At 52.8% G+C, this 17,125-nt stretch carries 14 protein-coding genes and 1 tRNA gene; 12 read left to right on the plus strand and 3 right to left on the minus strand.

The annotated features are described in order from the left end of the window. Window positions 1-2 precede the first annotated feature (2 nt). From H5T67_02755 to H5T67_02800, 10 genes are all read left to right on the plus strand, one after another. Window positions 3-1,004 (plus strand): tetratricopeptide repeat protein, encoded by a 1,002-nt coding sequence (locus tag H5T67_02755; GenBank protein MBC7244240.1) that lies wholly within the window; start codon window positions 3-5, stop codon window positions 1,002-1,004. A gap of 44 nt (window positions 1,005-1,048) precedes the next feature. Continuing rightward, window positions 1,049-2,317 (plus strand): insulinase family protein, encoded by a 1,269-nt coding sequence (locus tag H5T67_02760; GenBank protein MBC7244241.1) that lies wholly within the window; start codon window positions 1,049-1,051, stop codon window positions 2,315-2,317. A gap of 127 nt (window positions 2,318-2,444) precedes the next feature. Further along, window positions 2,445-2,518: transfer RNA gene (locus tag H5T67_02765), tRNA-Val, on the plus strand. Window positions 2,519-2,684: 166 nt separating this feature from the next. After that, entirely contained in the window at window positions 2,685-4,337 is a 1,653-nt protein-coding gene (locus H5T67_02770) for a cyclic nucleotide-binding domain-containing protein (protein MBC7244242.1), read from the plus strand. A 316-nt stretch (window positions 4,338-4,653) separates the two neighbouring features. Beyond that, entirely contained in the window at window positions 4,654-5,802 is a 1,149-nt protein-coding gene (locus tag H5T67_02775) for a BMP family ABC transporter substrate-binding protein (protein ID MBC7244243.1), read from the plus strand. 125 nt (window positions 5,803-5,927) lie between these two features. After that, entirely contained in the window at window positions 5,928-7,430 is a 1,503-nt protein-coding gene (locus tag H5T67_02780; GenBank protein MBC7244244.1) for an ABC transporter ATP-binding protein, read from the plus strand. Then, complete coding sequence (locus tag H5T67_02785; protein MBC7244245.1) at window positions 7,427-8,515, plus strand: ABC transporter permease; 1,089 nt, start codon at window positions 7,427-7,429, stop codon at window positions 8,513-8,515. The genes H5T67_02780 and H5T67_02785 overlap by 4 nt, the downstream gene beginning before the upstream one ends. 8 nt (window positions 8,516-8,523) lie before the next feature. After that, the gene (locus H5T67_02790) at window positions 8,524-9,435 is read left to right on the plus strand and encodes an ABC transporter permease (protein MBC7244246.1); all 912 of its coding nucleotides are present in this window, start codon (window positions 8,524-8,526) and stop codon (window positions 9,433-9,435) included. A 291-nt stretch (window positions 9,436-9,726) separates the two neighbouring features. Then, complete coding sequence (locus H5T67_02795) at window positions 9,727-10,032, plus strand: hypothetical protein (protein ID MBC7244247.1); 306 nt, start codon at window positions 9,727-9,729, stop codon at window positions 10,030-10,032. Continuing rightward, window positions 10,029-10,217 (plus strand): hypothetical protein, encoded by a 189-nt coding sequence (locus H5T67_02800; protein MBC7244248.1) that lies wholly within the window; start codon window positions 10,029-10,031, stop codon window positions 10,215-10,217. Before H5T67_02795 ends, H5T67_02800 begins: the two co-directional genes overlap by 4 nt. Here H5T67_02800 and H5T67_02805 read toward each other — a convergent pair. Both H5T67_02805 and H5T67_02810 read right to left on the minus strand, forming a co-directional pair. Further along, window positions 10,214-11,110 (minus strand): DUF4349 domain-containing protein, encoded by an 897-nt coding sequence (locus H5T67_02805; GenBank protein MBC7244249.1) that lies wholly within the window; start codon window positions 11,108-11,110, stop codon window positions 10,214-10,216. The two genes, H5T67_02800 and H5T67_02805, sit on opposite strands and share 4 nt — an antisense overlap. 81 nt (window positions 11,111-11,191) lie before the next feature. After that, complete coding sequence (locus H5T67_02810) at window positions 11,192-11,920, minus strand: metallophosphoesterase family protein (GenBank protein MBC7244250.1); 729 nt, start codon at window positions 11,918-11,920, stop codon at window positions 11,192-11,194. 155 nt (window positions 11,921-12,075) lie between these two features. Between H5T67_02810 and H5T67_02815 the strand changes: the two genes are divergently transcribed. Beyond that, window positions 12,076-12,966 carry an alpha/beta hydrolase gene (locus H5T67_02815; GenBank protein MBC7244251.1) on the plus strand — a complete coding sequence of 297 codons (891 nt, stop codon included), beginning with the start codon at window positions 12,076-12,078 and terminating at the stop codon, window positions 12,964-12,966. After that, the gene (locus H5T67_02820) at window positions 12,963-14,240 is read left to right on the plus strand and encodes an MFS transporter (protein ID MBC7244252.1); all 1,278 of its coding nucleotides are present in this window, start codon (window positions 12,963-12,965) and stop codon (window positions 14,238-14,240) included. The genes H5T67_02815 and H5T67_02820 overlap by 4 nt, the downstream gene beginning before the upstream one ends. A gap of 181 nt (window positions 14,241-14,421) precedes the next feature. On the opposite strand, the gene H5T67_02825 is transcribed toward H5T67_02820, so the two are convergent. Beyond that, window positions 14,422-17,106 carry an ATPase gene (locus H5T67_02825; GenBank protein ID MBC7244253.1) on the minus strand — a complete coding sequence of 895 codons (2,685 nt, stop codon included), beginning with the start codon at window positions 17,104-17,106 and terminating at the stop codon, window positions 14,422-14,424. Window positions 17,107-17,125 lie beyond the last annotated feature (19 nt).

A 17,125-nucleotide genomic window follows, 5' to 3' on the forward strand; every position in this document is an offset into this window, starting at 1 on the left:
AAGTGGCCAGAATAGCGAATTACTACCGAATCCTGCAAGTAGACCCAGATGCAGAACAGGAGGTCATAGAGGCAGCCTACAGACGACTCGCGCAAAAGTATCATCCCGACACCTACAAGGCTGCGGATGCAACGGAACGCATGAAAAAGATCAATATCGCATATGAGACGCTTCGTGACCCTGTCAAGAGGGCAGCATATGACCAACAGCGCGCGATGATGAAGAAAACTGCCGCGCAGAAATCACGTACAATGGCTGCCCCAGGGACCACGATTGCAGAGGTTATAAAGAAGCCTCCTCTCACAGAACAGGTCGCGAAAACCCCCAGCCGCAGGATAGTTATCCTCCTGGCTGCGCTTGTCCTCGTGATCGCGAGCACGGCATTGATAGCCCACCTTTCGCGCAAAGGTACCGAAGTAGCGTCCCCTACAACACAAGGCGATGCGGCCACACATGTGGCGCAAGGACGGCGATACCTAGAGCAAGGCAAGTTCAACGAAGCCATAGCGGAATTACAGTCAGCAATCCGCATAGACCCCAGTTCTGTAGAAGGGCATTTTCACCTCGGAAACGCTTACTTCCAACAGGGCAAGCTGGAGGACGCAACCAAAGAATTCCAAAAGACGCTGGAATTAGATCCGGAAAACGTGGATGCACGCTCCAACTTGGGTGCCGCCTACTATGAATTAGGCCAGTTTGAGAAAGCCGCAGCCGAGTTCAAGAAGGCAATCAGCTTAAAACCCGAAGATGCAGACATCCATTACAATCTAGGCGCTGCCTATGTACAACAGTTCCAATTCGACGCAGGGATAGCGGAATTTCAAGAGGCACTACGCCTCAATCCCAATCTCACACGAGCCTACTTCGGCCTGGGCAATGCTTATAAATTACAGGGCAACAACCAAGAGGCTATTCGAGCGTTAGAAAAGTTCTTATCTGTTAGCAGCGAAGCAGATTTGCGTACTATAGCGGAATCTCTCCTGGCAGAGCTGAGAGGGCAATAACCCCCTAGCATTGCGCAACAATTCTACTCAACAAGGGAATGAAGATGTATTACAAAACTACTTTGGACAACGGCCTGCGCATACTGACCACGCCTATGCCCCATACTCGGTCAGTCAGTGTTGCTATCTTTGCTGGTGTTGGCTCGCGCTACGAATGTGAAGAGGAACGGGGCATTTCCCACTTCATCGAACATATGATGTTCAAAGGTACTGAGCGCCGCCCCACAGCCCAGCAAATCGCCGAAGCCATCGAAAGCCTGGGCGGAGTGATGAACGCAGGCACAGACAATGAATTAACTGTTTACTGGGCCAAAGTCGCGCATCATCATTTATCCATTGCCCTAGATGTGTTGCTGGATATGTTTCAGCACTCAAAATTCGACCCCGAAGAAGTGGAAAAGGAACGCCAGGTCATCCTCCAAGAGATCAACCGTATGATGGATATGCCTGAGACCTGGGTGCATGTCCTAATTGCAGGATTGATTTGGCCTAACCATCCCGTGGGCTGGGAAACCGCCGGAACCAAGGAATCAGTATCCGGCATCACTCGACAAGATATGCTGGATTATATCGCGCGAAATTACACTGCACGCAATACTGTGATTAGCCTGGCCGGCAACCTAGAGCATGAATCCGTCATCGAACAACTCACCACCTACCTAGCGCAATGGGATGAGAAGACAAAGCCCTCTTTTCTGCCCGTAACAGACGAACCCATTGGCCCAAATCTGCAGATTGAGTTCAAAAAGACGGAGCAGGCACACTTATGCGTAGGATTGCGCGGTTTTGCCCTTGGCGACCCGGATCGCTTCAAGCTGCGTGTGCTAAATACCATCCTCGGAGAGGGCATGAGTTCAAGGCTCTTTCTCGAAATTCGCGAGAAACGTGGCCTGGCTTACAGCGTGGGGTCCTACACGAATTACCTGCGCGATACTGGAGCAATTATTCTCTATGCCGGCGTCCCTCCTCACAAAGCGGCGGAAGTAGTCAGCGCAATGATGGAACAGCTCGATCTATTGCGCACCAAAGAAGTACCAGAGGAAGAGCTGGAAAAGGCTAAGGAATTCTCCAAAGGACGTCTCCTACTGCGCATGGAAGACACCTTCGCCAACGCGGAATGGATAGGGCACCAAGAAGCATTGGATCAAGCAGTTCTGACCGTAGATCAAGTCATCGCGCAAATAGATGCGGTCACCGCTGCTGACGTGCAGCAAGTAGCACGGAGATTGTTCACCACTGAGAAACTAAACCTGGCTATAGTGGGGCCATTCAAGAAGGAAGAGCCCTTTAGAAAGTGCTTGGAATTACCGTAGAATCTTGATATACATAACAAAAGAAAAACCGTTTCCTTTAAAAATATGGATAAAACATAATACCTAAGCATATTCCAGAAGCATCTGCGATTTGCCAAAATCAATTTTTCGGGTATAATATAGCTAAGGGCAAGTAGCTCAGTTGGTCAGAGCGCCACGTTGACATCGTGGAGGCCGTAGGTTCGAGTCCTATCTTGCCCACTAGTGAGGTAGCAAAGTCGCTAGGCCTACGCCCAGACGCAAGCGTGGGCCTTTTTCTTTTTTGTTCACGGCAACACTCGCGCTGCCCTTGTAAGGAGACTGTCCCTTTGCTCACTGTTGAAATCTATGATACAATACAAGCAGCATCTGCAAAGGAATGGGTCGCATGGATACGCGGTCGCGCCTGAAATCTGTGCCTCTCTTTGCCGCTCTCTCGCCAACAGACCTGGCGTTGGTGGCTAAGATAGCGACCAGACGCTACTATCCCAAAGGCAGTATTCTCTGCCGACAGGACGAATTCGGTGAGACATTGTATGTCATTGACTCCGGTGAGGCTATCCTACGCCAAACGGACCTGCAGGGTGTAGAGAGGCCAGTGGGATATCTACGCGAAGGTGACTCCTTCGGTGTGGACGCTCTCTTTTTGGGAGACGCTTATGGCTCATGCGTCCAAGCTACTGCGCCCCTCGAAGTATTGTGTATCCGAAAGCAGGATTTTGACCAACTGTTGATGGAGCATCCCCATATTCAAAGACAACTGATCCTCCCGCGTTTGATTCGCGAGCGCTTGCGCCTGCGTTCCATACCTTTGCAGGACAAGGATGAGCCCTGGCTGCTCCTTCGTAGAAGGCACTGGATCGTACTGGTGCGTAGTATGCTGTTGCCTATCCTCATTCTGTTCGTCTTTGGTATAGGGGTGGCTAGTCTGAATGGGCTGAACGCGATCACGCGGATGCCTTTTATCACTCTACCCGCAGCAGGTATTATCGCGATTCTCGTGCTTTGGTACTTCATAGATTGGCGAAACGATTTTTATCTAGTGACAACGAAGAGGATCCTTCACCGGGAACAGGTCATCCTCCGTTTCGAGACTCGCGACGAGGCCCCGCTGACCAAAATTCAAAACATTAACATCAAACGCGGGTTCATAGGCAAGTTCCTCGATTATGGCACCATGGAAATCCAGACCGCCGGTGCAAAGGGGGGGTCAATCGTACTAGACTACCTGCCTGACCCGGAAAGCATGAAGCAGGTCATTTTCAAACAGATTGGTTATCTCAAATCAAGACAAAAACAAGAAGAACACGAAAAAATCCGCCAAGAACTCGCTCACCAAATCCAAAAGGATAAAGTGGAAGAGGAATTGCCTATTCCTCCCTTGCCCCCACAGGAGCCACTCAAGAAACGCAGCTTTCTGGTACGTATTGCGCCCTCACGACCTTTGCTGAGAGTTCGTTACGAACAAGCAGATCGATTTACGTGGCGCAAGCATTGGATTTTCCTGCTGAAACGAATTTATCTGGCCCTGCCCGCTTTCGTCCTGATCACTATCTCCATCACCATCATTAGTCTTTCCGGTGGGCTTGGTCAGTATCGTTTTCCTATCTTGCTCGCTGCCCTGGTGCTTTGGATAACATCTGTTTTCTGGTTGTGGTGGGAGTGGGAAGATTGGAGAAACGACGAGTATATCGTCACCAAACGCTCGATTGTTGACATCGTGAAAAAGCCTCTCTTCTTCGACGAAGTACGCAAAGAAGCCTCGCTGGACATGATCCAAAACGTTTCGCTGAAGAAACCAGGGCCTCTGGCCGCTCTCTTGGATTATGGGGATGTCTTGATCCAGACAGCGGGACCTGGCGGCACATTTACTTTCGCTGGTGTCCATCGTCCTGCGGAAGTACAACGGGAAATATTCCGCCGCATCGAAGCGTATGAGGAGGAGCGCAAGCGCCAGGAAAAAGAACAAAGGAAAGCAGAATTGTCATCCTGGTTCAAGATCTACCATGAGATGGAGCAGCAAAAGAAGACCGAATCCTAGGATAACTGACTTTGGACTGCATCTGCGCTGGCTTTGCATAGCCGAATTGATTTGTTCTGTACTCGACCTGGCTCACTCGCAAAGATTCAAAATCTGGGTTGATTGATCTTAAGGAAAGGGGGTGATCTACTTTAAGTATCTGATCTGAGTTTTTCCGTGATAAAGTTGTGCTTCGATTATATTGAAAACTAAAAGGAGGGGAGCTGTGTTGAGAAATAAGAGACTTTGGATAATTACCACATTCTTATTACTGGCGACAATATTGCTGTCCGCGTGTGCTCCCACGGCCACGCCAACGCCTGCAGCGCCAGCACCGGTGAAAGAAGTCACACGTCTTGTAGAAGTCACCCGTATAGCCCCGGCCCCGGAGAAGAAACTCAAGGTTGGCTTCATCTACGTTGGGCCTATCGGTGACTATGGCTGGACCCATGCCCACAACCAAGGCCGCCTCTACGTGCAAAACAAATTTCCATGGCTGGAAACGGTCTATGCCGAAGCAGTGCCCGAGGCAGATGTTGAGCGCTTCCTGGATCGCTTCATTGTGGAAGAGAAATGCGATGTGGTCTTCACCACCAGCTTTGGTTTCATGGATGGAACTCTAGCAGCGGCACTGAAATACCCAGACAAAATCTTCTTCCACTGCTCCGGTTTCAAGCGCGCACCCAACTTGGGCACTTACATGGCCGATTTCTACCAGATTTATTATCTGAACGGCCTGATGGCTGGCGCATTAACCAAGACCGGCAAGGTTGGCTATGTAGGCGCCCATCCAATCCCCGAGGTGGTGCGGCATATCAACGCCTTCACCCTAGGCGTTCGCGAGGTTAATCCAAAGGCCACGGTAGATGTGCGTTGGCTGTTTTCCTGGTACGATCCCGCCAAGGCCCGCGAAGCGGCTGAGGCTCTCATCGCTGCAGGCTGCGATACGCTGGCCTTCACCGAAGACTCGCCAACCGTGCTTCAGGTAGGCCAAGAGTACACGCAGAAGGGCCAGCCAGTTTACACCTTCAGCCACTATAGCCCTATGGAAGAGTTCGGTCCTGATTCCTGTGTCAGTGGCCAGCTTGTGGACTGGGGCATTATCTATGAAGACATATTGACCAAGGTTTACCTGGGCATCTACAACAACCAGAACCTGGAGAACGTGGACTACTGGTGGTTACTACGCGAAAATGCGGTAAAGCTCGGTGGCTCCTTCGAACACCCCATTAACCCCAAGTTCGTGGATGCGCTCAAAGCAGTGAAAGTCACCGATCCTTTCCTTGGCCAGCTCACCGTGTATGATTTGGTCATGAAACGCATGGAGCAGATGAAAGATCCGGCCATGCTCTTCGATCCCTTCAGCGGTCCTATCAAGGACCAGGCTGGCGTGGAACGCGTCAAGGCAGGCCAGCGGCTCTCCATTGGCGAATTGCTGAGCATTGACTGGTTCGTGCAAGGGAACATTGGCACCATCCCGCGCTAACCGATCATCGCCACAAAACAACTGAAAGACGAAGCAGGGGACACCAACATGTGTCCCCTGCCCCATTCTTATGTGCAAGGAGACCTCACGTGCCCCATTCATCAGGAACGCGTATCGCAGTAGCTATGCATGGCATTGTCAAACGCTTCCCCGGTGTGCTGGCAAACGACCATATCTCTTTGGAGGTGCGTGCCGGCGAAATTCATGCCTTGTTGGGCGAAAATGGTGCTGGCAAAACTACCTTGATGAACATTTTGTACGGGATTTACCAAGCGGATGAGGGTGAGATCTATGTGAAAGGACACCGGGTGCACATCCGCTCACCGCGTGATGCAATCCGTTTGGGCATCGGGATGGTACATCAGCAGTATCGGTTGGTAGCTAACCACACTGTGGCCGAAAATGTGGTGCTGGGGCTACCAGGTAACTTTCTCTTTCCTGAACGAGCCGCGCGACAAAAATTGGAGGATTTCTCCAAAAAATACGGCCTGAGCGTAGACCCCAATGCACGTATCTGGCAGCTATCAGCAGGAGAACAACAACGCGTTGAGATCATCAAAGCCCTCTACCGTGGAGCCGATATCCTGATCCTGGACGAACCCACATCGATGCTGACCCCGGGTGAAATCGATGAACTGCTGAGCATCATCCACCGCATGGCTGCCGAGGGACATACCATCATTTTTATCACGCACAAGCTCGATGAGGTTTTTGCTATCAGCGAGCGAGTAACGGTGCTGCGCCAGGGAAAGGTAGTGGCTACACTGGAAACAACGCGCACGGACAAGCCGAGCTTAGCGCGGCTCATGGTTGGGCGGGAGGTTATCTTTCGTCTGGAGAAAAAACCGGCTCCAGTGGGTGAGGTAGTACTTCGCGTAGAGGACTTGCATGTGTTAAATGACAGAGGGTTGCCGGCTGTGAAGGGTGTCTCTCTTATTGTTGCGGCTGGCGAAATCCTGGGCATTGCTGGAGTAGCTGGTAACGGTCAGCGCGAATTGGTCGAAGCACTGGTTGGGTTGCGACCCAGCCAACGGGGGCACGTATTTCTCAAAGGTCGGGATGTAACCAATCAGCCGCCACGTGCCTTGATCGGGTGCGGAGTCTGTTATGTCCCTGGTGAACGCATGATTGGGTTAGCCCCCGGTCTGAGTGTGGCGGAGAATCTTGTCCTGAAGAGCTACGAACAGAAGCAGTTCAGACAGGGAGCATTTCTCGACTACGCGGCCATCAATAGCCATGCAAGCCGCTTGATTCATCAGTACTCTGTAACGACTCCAAGTCCCACAACGCCAGTCAAACTGCTTTCTGGTGGCAACATCCAACGCGTGATTCTCGCCCGCGAGACATGCCAGTCCCCCACTTTGCTCATCGCAGCGCATCCCACCAGTGGCTTGGACGTGGGAGCCACAGAGTACATTCGACAGCTCATTTTGAAACAACGCGACCAAGGAACAGCAGTGCTGCTGGTCTCCGAGGACCTAGAGGAAATCCTACAACTCAGCGACCGCATTGCTGTGATGTTCGAAGGCGAGATCATGGGCATCTTGCCCGCACATCAGGCAGATTTAGGGACAATCGGCGCAATGATGGCTGGCATACAGAGGATACCTGTGCCGGAGGCAATATGAGCGATTGGCCACACTTCCGCATTGAAAAACGCCTAAGCGTTTCACCTTGGTTAGAATTCCTCACCCTCGCTACCTCCCTATTTCTGGCGTTTGTGGTAATTGCAGGGCTTTTCCGCATCCTGGGTGTCAACCCGATTATTGCCTATCAGCGCATCTTTCGTGGCGCCTTTGGCAGTCTCTATGGACTTTCTGAGACCATCGTCAAAGCCATCCCGCTCATGCTGTGCGGCGTTGGGTTGAGCACAGCCTTCCGCGCGCGGGTATACAACATTGGTGCAGAAGGGCAACTGCTCGTGGGGGCAATATGCGCGACTGGCCTGGCCTTGGCTCGACCCAATTGGCCATCCTGGGCTCTGCGTCCTGCTATGTTCTTGGTTGGCTTCATAGGAGGGGCGCTCTGGGCATTGGTCCCCGCTCTACTCAAGGTCCGTTTTCGAGTTGATGAAACGCTTAGCAGCCTGATGATGGTGTATATTGCCAGCGACCTAGTGAATTATCTGGTATATGGCCCGTGGAAGGGAGCCAAAGAAATGGGATTCCCTTATACAGACAAATTCTCGCCATCGGCTCAACTTCCGCGTTTGTTTACTACACGCATCCATTACCCAACCCTTATCTTGGCACTAATTTTAGCCGGGCTGATATACGTACTTATCCAGCGCACTAAGTGGGGATTTGAGATCCGCGTTACTGGCGAGAACCCCGATGCAGCACGCTATGCTGGCATGAATTATCTCACTACTGTCCTCCTGGTCATGCTACTCAGTGGAGGATTGGCCGGATTGGCTGGCGTAGGCGAGGTTGCGGGTATCCACTATCGGCTGCGGTACCCACAGGGCATTTCCCCCGGCTATGGCTTCACTGCTATCATTGTTACCTGGCTGGCCCGCCTCAATCCATTGGCAGTTGTCGTGACCTCTTTTCTGCTCGGTGGGCTGCTGGTAGGTGGCGATGCCATCCAGGTGGCAATGGGACTGCCAGTAGCAACTATCTATATCTTCAACGGCGTGATTCTGCTCTTTGTGCTGGGGAGTGATCTCTTCACACGCTATAGGATCCGCCTGGACTGGAGGCGACAAAGGTGATTGACTTCATCCTACTGGTACTGAAAGCTGCAATCCCTGCTGGAACACCACTCCTCTATGGCACCCTTGGTGAGGTCACTGCCGAACGCTCTGGGGTGCTGAACCTAGGCGTGGAAGGAATGATGATTGTAGGAGCAGTGACCGCCTTTGGTGTGACGCACACTACTGGCAATATCTGGTTTGGTCTGGCTGCAGCAGCGCTAGCCGGAAGCCTACTGGCATTGGTGCATGCCTTTGCCAGCATCACTCTGCGCGTCAACCAGGTCGTCTCTGGCCTGGCTTTGACCATGTTAGGACAGGGCCTGAGTGGGCTGGTTGGCAAACGGTTCATCGGCATGCCACCGCGTGTGCGCTTGTCTCCATTATCTATGTCGGGCTTGAGTGATCTGCCTATCATTGGCCCGCTGTTCTTTCGCTATGATCCCATGGTGTACCTGGCGATCATCCTGGCATTTGTTCTGTGGTTTACCATGTACAAAACTCGTTGGGGCATTACCCTGCGCTCGGTAGGCGAAAGCCCAGCTACCGCTGATGCTTTAGGCGTTAATGTTTTCCTGGTGCGCTACCTGGCAGTGTTCTTTGGCGGCCTGATGGCGGGGCTTGGCGGGGCTTACCTCTCCGTAGTCTACACCACTGCCTGGATCGAGGGCATGACCGCTGGGGCTGGCTGGATCGTAATCGCTTTGACCATCTTTGCCATGTGGGACCCAGCACGCGCCATGTTGGGAGCTTACCTCTTCGGTGGCGTGCGCGTCCTGCAGTATCGCTTGCAGCCTCTGGGCATCTCGCCCAATCTGCTGAATATGCTGCCCTTTATTTTCACCATCCTGGTGCTGATGCTCAGCACGGGTGAAGTGATGCGCCGGCGCGTTGGTGCCCCTGCAGCGCTGATGCAGCCATATGCCAGGGAGGAACGATAGATCAAAAGGCCTAGATCACAGAAACGATAGGGGGACAAAATGACTGAACCAGAACCTACGCTCGCTGAGTGGAGCAAGCTCTATTCAAGCAGCGGGACATGTGAAGGAAATCGCACCTTGGCAGTGGATGGAGGAGACGGATATCTTTGGCGTGCAGGACCCAGAAACGGGGAAGTTGGGTTTTTGCTAGCGTGATGGGAGCATTGGGAAAGCACCTGGCTATCGCCGTCTACCTTGGCCCAGAAGGGCTATACAGTCTTATTGGATACCGAAGATGAGGAAAGCTAATTGGTGCGCGTACCACGGGAGGAACATGGCGAACTGATGTGGGAAGGACAGGTACTGGCGGTACTGCCGCCTAAGCCCACACCTATTTCACTCATTATGGACCTTGACCTGCTGGGAAAACTGAAGCAACTATCGCAGAGCCAACTCTTGCTCGAGGTGGATCTCCTCATGATGCCAACTCCCATAGGAGAGAAAGGGGAACGCCCTTTCTTCCCTTACATGCTATTGTTAGTTGACAGCAACAGCGGCATGATCTTAGGCAGCGAATTGCTCATTCCAGAACGAGGGCTGGAAGCGATGTGGGGGTGATCCCATTCACACTGGTCTATCAACTTGCCCAGGCTATGGTTGTACCAAGACGGATCAAAGTGCGTTCGCTGCTGCTTAGCCAACTGCTCCAACCAGTGGCTGAGGAATTAGGGATTGAAATTAAAACAACCACATTGCGCAGTCTGGATCGGGCCAAAAAGTTCTTGCTAGAGCGATTTACTTAGGGTATTGAATCCTTGCTGCTCCCTGCAGGGACTTTTCCCTTTTTCCGTCGCCAGAACGACCAGAGCGCAACGAAGGGCAGCGATACCAGGATTGCCACAGGCAAAATGTACAAAACCACCCAAATGGCGGCATCTACCAGGAAGCGTAGCGTCTGCACCAGAGTACGTAGCGCTCCGACCACCGTTTCAGAAGGCCGCCAACCAGTGCCAGCAATAGGTCTGGCCAGCACATCAGGGATCAATTCGATAGTTACTGCCGACATAGCAGAAGTTCTTTCCAGATACTGCATACGTCCCTTAAGTTGCTCAATCTGACCCCGTATCTGTGTCAACTCGCGATATACTGCCAGAATATCCTCTGCCTTGCCCGTCTTCTCGCGAACTGTGCGCAGTAGTTCGAGCAGTTCCTGCTCCGTTGCCTCCAGGTTGCGTAGTTGGGCACTCAGGTCAGTGTATTCCTCGGTCACATCCCGGCTGCTACCACTCTCGCGCTCCACCTTTACAGCAAGAGCCTTGAAGCGTCCCAAGGCTTCATCTAACGTCTCAGCGGGAACACGTACAGTGATGGAACCACGCAGTTGATCCTGATCGCGCCACAGTCTCACATCCACAACATAGCCGCCCAGCGTACTGACAATGCTCTTGATCTGGGCTACGCTTTCCTCTGTGTCTTTGACTACCAGGGATAACTCTGCTGTGCGCACGATCATCCGCTCTTCGCTGACCCCCACTGAGCTGGGTACCGCACCTGCACCTTTTCCGCCTTCTGCACTGGTGGAATAGAGAGCCGGTGCAGAAGTAGGGACAATTGGGCTGCTTCTAGGAGCACAAGCTGTAATAAGCAGCGCTAAAGATGAGATACAAACCCCACATAATACCTTACTAATCTTCATAACCCTATCCTCCTGTCTGGCATTGCAATGTGCCGACACCCTCAAGACGTAGACGATGAAGGCAAAGTTCCATACCATTAGTCACCAGCCAAATGACAGGCGGGTGGCCAAGCGCGGTGGCAAACGCAGGGCAGCCATCAAACGTTGTGTTTCTTCGATAGGATAGTCTACCTTCCTTAATTCAATGGTCTTCGCTTCCTTATCGAAGATCATATAACTGGCGCGCGGATCGCCATCCCGGGGCTGCCCTACTCCACCCGGGTTGATCAACAAACGCTCCTCCCCAAGGGGTGTAGGCTCACCCGGCATCAGAAGAAACGCATCGCAGTTTCGCGGCGAGCCAGTGAAAGCATAGACAACAGGCACATGCGTGTGTCCAAACAGGCAGTACGTGGTGTCAAAGTGAGCAAAATTCGCTGCTGCCACAAATTGGTGCGAGATGTATTCCCAAATGGGATGGCGCGGGCTGCCATGGACAATGGTAAAGTCATCCTCAACCAGCCTCTCTGGCAAGCTCTCAATGAATTCCCGATTGCTCGGCGTGAGCTGTTCTCCCGTCCAAAGGCATGCCTGGCGCGCATCGGGATTGAAGGAGGAGATATCGAGCCTATTGATCGATGCCCAGTCATGGTTGCCAGCTACACAAATGTGAGGTAACTCCCTCAGCCGCTCAATGCACTCGTTGGGCTGCGGCCCATAGCCAATCACATCACCCAAACACCATACTTTGTCAAACTGACCCGCATCAGCCAAAACTGCCTCAAAAGCAGCCAAATTGCTGTGAATGTCGGATAGAATGAGATAGCGCACAATCGTATCCCTTCCAGATGCAATCAAATGATTTTTCCAATATTACCACAATTCACTTTTTACACCAAAGTTGCGAAAAATTCCTGTAGGTATTATATAATATACCTATGTCTGCAGCCTGCATTGCTTTACTGACAATGGGTGTTCTCCCCACCTTGGCACTCGCGTGGATAGTGCTATATGGCGCGCTCCATCTGACACATCCAAAACGTACCACTATTGGAGGAACGCCATCTGATTTCGGATTGCCTTACGAAAGCATCTCGTTTCCTAGTTTGGATGGAATCACCCTCCATGGGTGGTTTATCCCAGCTCAAAACCCTCGTGGTACCGTGATCTTCTGCCACGGCTACGCTGGCAGCAAGGCGCCAGATCTGCAATATGTACCCCATTTTCGCACACATGGATATAACACTTTGCTCTTCGATTTCCGCGCTCATGGCGAAAGCGATGGCGACAAAAGCTCGTTAGTCTATTACGAGCGCCAGGACTTGTTGGGCGCCATCGTGTATCTGCAACAGCGCGGCATAAACCGGGTTGGATTGATGGGCTTTTCCATGGGTGCAGCGGTGGCCATGGCTACCGCACCGCTGAGCGAGGCAGTGCGCGTCGTGGTCGCCGACAGTGGATTCGCCGAATTGAAAACTATCCTCAACGCGTACCTACAAAACCGAGGGATACCCCGCTCGATTGCTTTTGTTATGTCTAATTTAATTATTTGGACAGCCGGGCAGCAATTGGGCTGTTCGTTGCCCGAAAGCGACCCAATTCGTTGGGTGGGTCGCCTTGCCCCAAGGCCATTGCTCATCATCCATGGCGAGCGGGATCGCAGTATCCCTGTGAGTGACGCTCAGCGTCTGTACAAAGCAGCTCGCCAGCCTAAAGAACTATGGATCGCGCCAGAAGCGGACCATCGCTGCGTAGACCAACTTTATCCCGATGAGTACATAACCAAAGTGCTTGACTTCTTCGACAAATGGCTTGGCTCACTACCTACTGCGTGCACGGAACACGTAAATCAGTTAAAGGAGGACTCCCCACAATGAAAAAGATCCGTTTCCTAGACTACTTCAATCTGAGTGCCTATTGGTTTGCCCTCTCGTACCTATGGAACAGCATGGGGCCCATCATCTTACCCAATTTGATTTCACCGCCGATGGTAGCCGATGAAATCAAAGGCTCTGCGTTAGGGTTGCTCAGCGCGGCTGGACTGGTCATTGCCATTATCGTACAACCTGTAGCCGGATACATCAGCGATCGGAGCACTTCGCGCTTTGGACGGCGACGACCCTACCTCCTGGTTGGAACGCTCTTTGACTTGATCTTCCTGTTGGGTATCGCTCTCTCCAAACAATATTGGTTCTTGTTCCTCAGCTACATGCTGCTCCAAGTTTCATCCAACGTAGCTCACGGCCCGTACCAAGGTCTCATCCCGGATCTGGTTCCCGAAGAACGCCGTGGTACAGCTTCAGGCGTGAAGCAATTCGCAGAGATTGTGGGCATCATCGTTACCTCCTTGGCAACAGCAGCATTGATGGGCCGGGGTCAGACCCTGTTGGCGATTGCCGTGATCATGGCCGTGCTCACCATAACGATGCTCATCACCATCATCGGGGTTCATGAAGAACCACTGAGGGACACGCCCAAGCAATCCTTACGCGAGACCGTGTTAGATACCTTTAAAGTGGATCCACGCAGATATCCAGACTACTTTTGGCTGCTCCTATCGCGCCTGTTTGTCCTCATGGGCATGAACCTGGTGCGCAATTATGTCCTATATTTTGTCGCCGATGTGGTGATCGGGCCTGGTGTGCCCTATGCGGAGCGCCTGGCGCAGGCCAACAATCTGAGCGGCAGCCTGTTGGCCATCATTGCCGTCGCCATCGCTTTCACTGCCCTGCCCACGGGCGTACTTTCTGATCGCGTGGGGAAAAAGCTGCTCGTGCTCATTTCCAGCATCCTGGGGGCAATGGGTGCGTTTCTCATGGTCTTTGCCAACGGTCGTACACTGCTGACACTTGGAGGCTTCCCGCTCATGGACATCCTTATCTTCGGTAGCCTCATTGGCCTGTCTGCAGGCATCTTTCTCAGCGCAAACTGGGCATTAGCTACAGACCTTATTCCAAAAGAAGAAGGGGGACGCTACCTAGGCATCTCCAACCTGGCCACAGCCGGAGCAGGGGTACTCGCCGGCATCGGTGGCCCCATTCGCGACTTTCTGGGGTACACGGCATTGTTTTTGAGCGCCTGCCTGTGCTATATGCTGGGGACTTTGCTGCTGGCTAAGGTGCATGAGCACAAGAGACCGCTGACCACATGAGTTGCATCCCGATAAATAGTGCTAGCAACACAAGCAACATCGCCCAGGGCAACTAGGCTCATGCAACAGACTCGCGATCTTTCGTCTCCGGCATCTTGGTTCCCATTCTCTCCTTCCCTTCCCTTCGGCGCCACTATCTTGAACGACAGCGTATAGCTCAACCGGCAGCCCGGCCCGGTAGTTACCATCTAGCCCCCTCACCCTGTAGCTTGACAATAGCATAGCCTGCCCTGACCGCAATCTGTGGGATGGCACGCACCAGAGCGCGGTCCTTCTCCTTTTCTTCCTCAGAGAGGGGTTCTTCGCCAATCGCTGCTGCCACGTCGGGCTCAAGCTGTGCACGCTCTGCAGGGGAGAGGCGGTGCCAAGGGAGCATGGCAGGATTAGTTTTCTCTACATCATCGCGCTTAGTGCCATAGCGCCAACCTGTGACGATCTTGGCGCGCAGCCAGCGCTCATGCTCTATCTCCGCCAATCTCTCCAGGTCTGCCTCCGAGAAGGCAAACGTCGCTATGCTACCGCGTACTGGGATCATAACACAACCGATGAAAGCCAGCTTGCGCATAATGTCCAGCACATTGTCACGGTTCTGCTGCTTGAGTTGCACAGACAACTGTTCATACGGTATGGACGCTGCATCAGGCACATCTGGCTTGCCTTTTAGGCTTTGCGTATAGACCTCATGGACCGCTGCAGCCAGTTTCTCCAGTAGTTCACCTGTCAGTTCAGGCTGCTGCACAAGCGCCAGAAATTCCAATCCGTTCACATGTAGGTTGAGCTGCGCCTCGGAAGGTAGGCAGGAGCGCTCGAAACGGCTTCTGCCCGCCAACATGCTCATGGCGATAATGGATTCCATGGAACGCACACCGTGTTTGTAGCTGCTGACGTGCAGAAAAGCGCGTAGAACGCCAGGATCTATGTTTAATCTCCCCTTGCCATCCGGTTCTGTAAACAGATAACCGGCGTTCCGTTCAAAAAGGTTACGCAGGATAATCGCCCGGCGGATCAGGAAGTATGGATCACCAGCGGGGTATTTGAGGTCCAGCGGGTTAGGCCCCATGATGTTCACGTACCCTTTCAAGCGGCTCAAGAAGTCTGGGCCCTTAGCATCCCTCGCATTTATCGCAATTCGGGCAAAGTCTTCCATACTGGCAGATGTGCCTCCGGCGAAAACAAAGATAGCCTGGCCAATGGGGTGGGTGACCTGCCCCTCCTGGAAAGAGCCATCCTGCATTGGCGAGAGGAAATAACGCAGCCAGCCAAGCACCTGCCCGTCTAACTGACTGTCGAACTCGTCCCAGAATACCAACGGCATCTTGCCTGAAAGTACCAAGTCCCTGACCTGGTGCAAAGCACTTATCAGATCCGCGGGCGTCCGGAACTGGGATAGGTTAAAAGTGCGTATCTCGATGGCTTCCGGGTCATCTGGCCGGATGGACTTGGCCACCTGTTCCACGCCAAACGATTTGCCTGAGCCAGGCGGGCCAAAAACAGCAATGGATATGGGGCGTTTCTGTGTACGACTGCAATATTCTGCGAGAACGGCGCGAATGCTGCGATAACTCTCGATCTCACGCCGATCTAGCGTCAGTAGTTTGCCAAACTGCCCTATTGGCACTCCTTGCAAAGCAGATTCGACACCCTCTTCTACTACTTTACGCGCCACCTCGTCCAGGTTTTCCGGGTAACGATCCTGTAAAATGGTCCAGAATGGTGATAACGACTTAACGCCATATCCATGCTTTTCCACCAGGAAGGAGATGGGGTTTGGGACCCTGATAGACGCTAGGGGTGGTTTCCCCTCTTCATCCGTGAGCTTGTTCGCCACTATGTCTATAGGGAATGCCAGCCTGCATGGATCCTCAGCAGTATTTGGGCCGAGATAGCCGACTTGGTGTAAAAGTCGCATCCCCGCCACGCCGTTTTGGATGGCTTGTGCCAGATTGGGCTCAGCCGGATTGTGCAGAATCTGCCAGGCGATACCCGCAGTTAGGCAGGTGGTATAACCAATGACTCGCCCGGGATACTGAACGTTCCAACCGCCTTCGGTAAACCTGGGGTCAAAGAACAGCGTGCATTCGACTTCGCCACTTTCCAGATGTGAGAGCAGCAACGCTCCTGCCGTGTCGAGGGAAATGACCACGTAAGCACAATCCGACAGGCTACTAACATGTGGGTTATTAGTCAGCTCCCAGAATAGATCCTGAGCTGTGCGTTCCCAGGACAATTCGCGGCTAATCTGCACTTGCGTCAGGCGCAGATCATCAATGGTCATCACCATAATCAAACGCTGAGCGAAGGTATCGTGCACGTGCTCCCACAGTGGGCCGCGTGCCACAGGACGAGCCATCTTGACCAAAACCCACCCCCGGAAGTTTTCGTGGGACAAAGCACGCGGCCATAGTTCAGGCCAATGACGAAAACCCAGGTCAGCATCGTCGAGCACAACCAAAATGGGATCAGCCCGGTCATCGCGCACTTTCTGCCATAATGCTGGCGCTGCCATAGGGCTGGGATCCAGCCCCAAAGGATCTTTTACACGCCAGGCCATATCATGGCCTTTTCCGCCCTTGAACTGATCCCATAGGGCATAGGAGTGATGGAAGCGTTCATCGCCGGGATGCACAGGATCCCGTGGGGCATCCATCTGGTGGACGATATAACCCAATGGCTCTGCAATCACACTAATAAGGTCAGCAAGCATCGCCGCGCCACCGCGATGCCAGCAGGCCTTGGTGCGGTCGCCAGCCCACCATGCGTGCAAAGTTGTATCATTCCTGGCAATGCGAAAGCGCGCCAGATTCCAATCCATCGTTACATCTCCCGTAACGATAACCTCTCCTGGCTTACCTTTTGTTTTGCTCACGATTCCTCCATTTATCTTG

Source organism: Chloroflexota bacterium (genome assembly GCA_014360905.1).
Classification (GTDB): Bacteria; Chloroflexota; Anaerolineae; order UBA2200; family UBA2200; genus JACIWX01.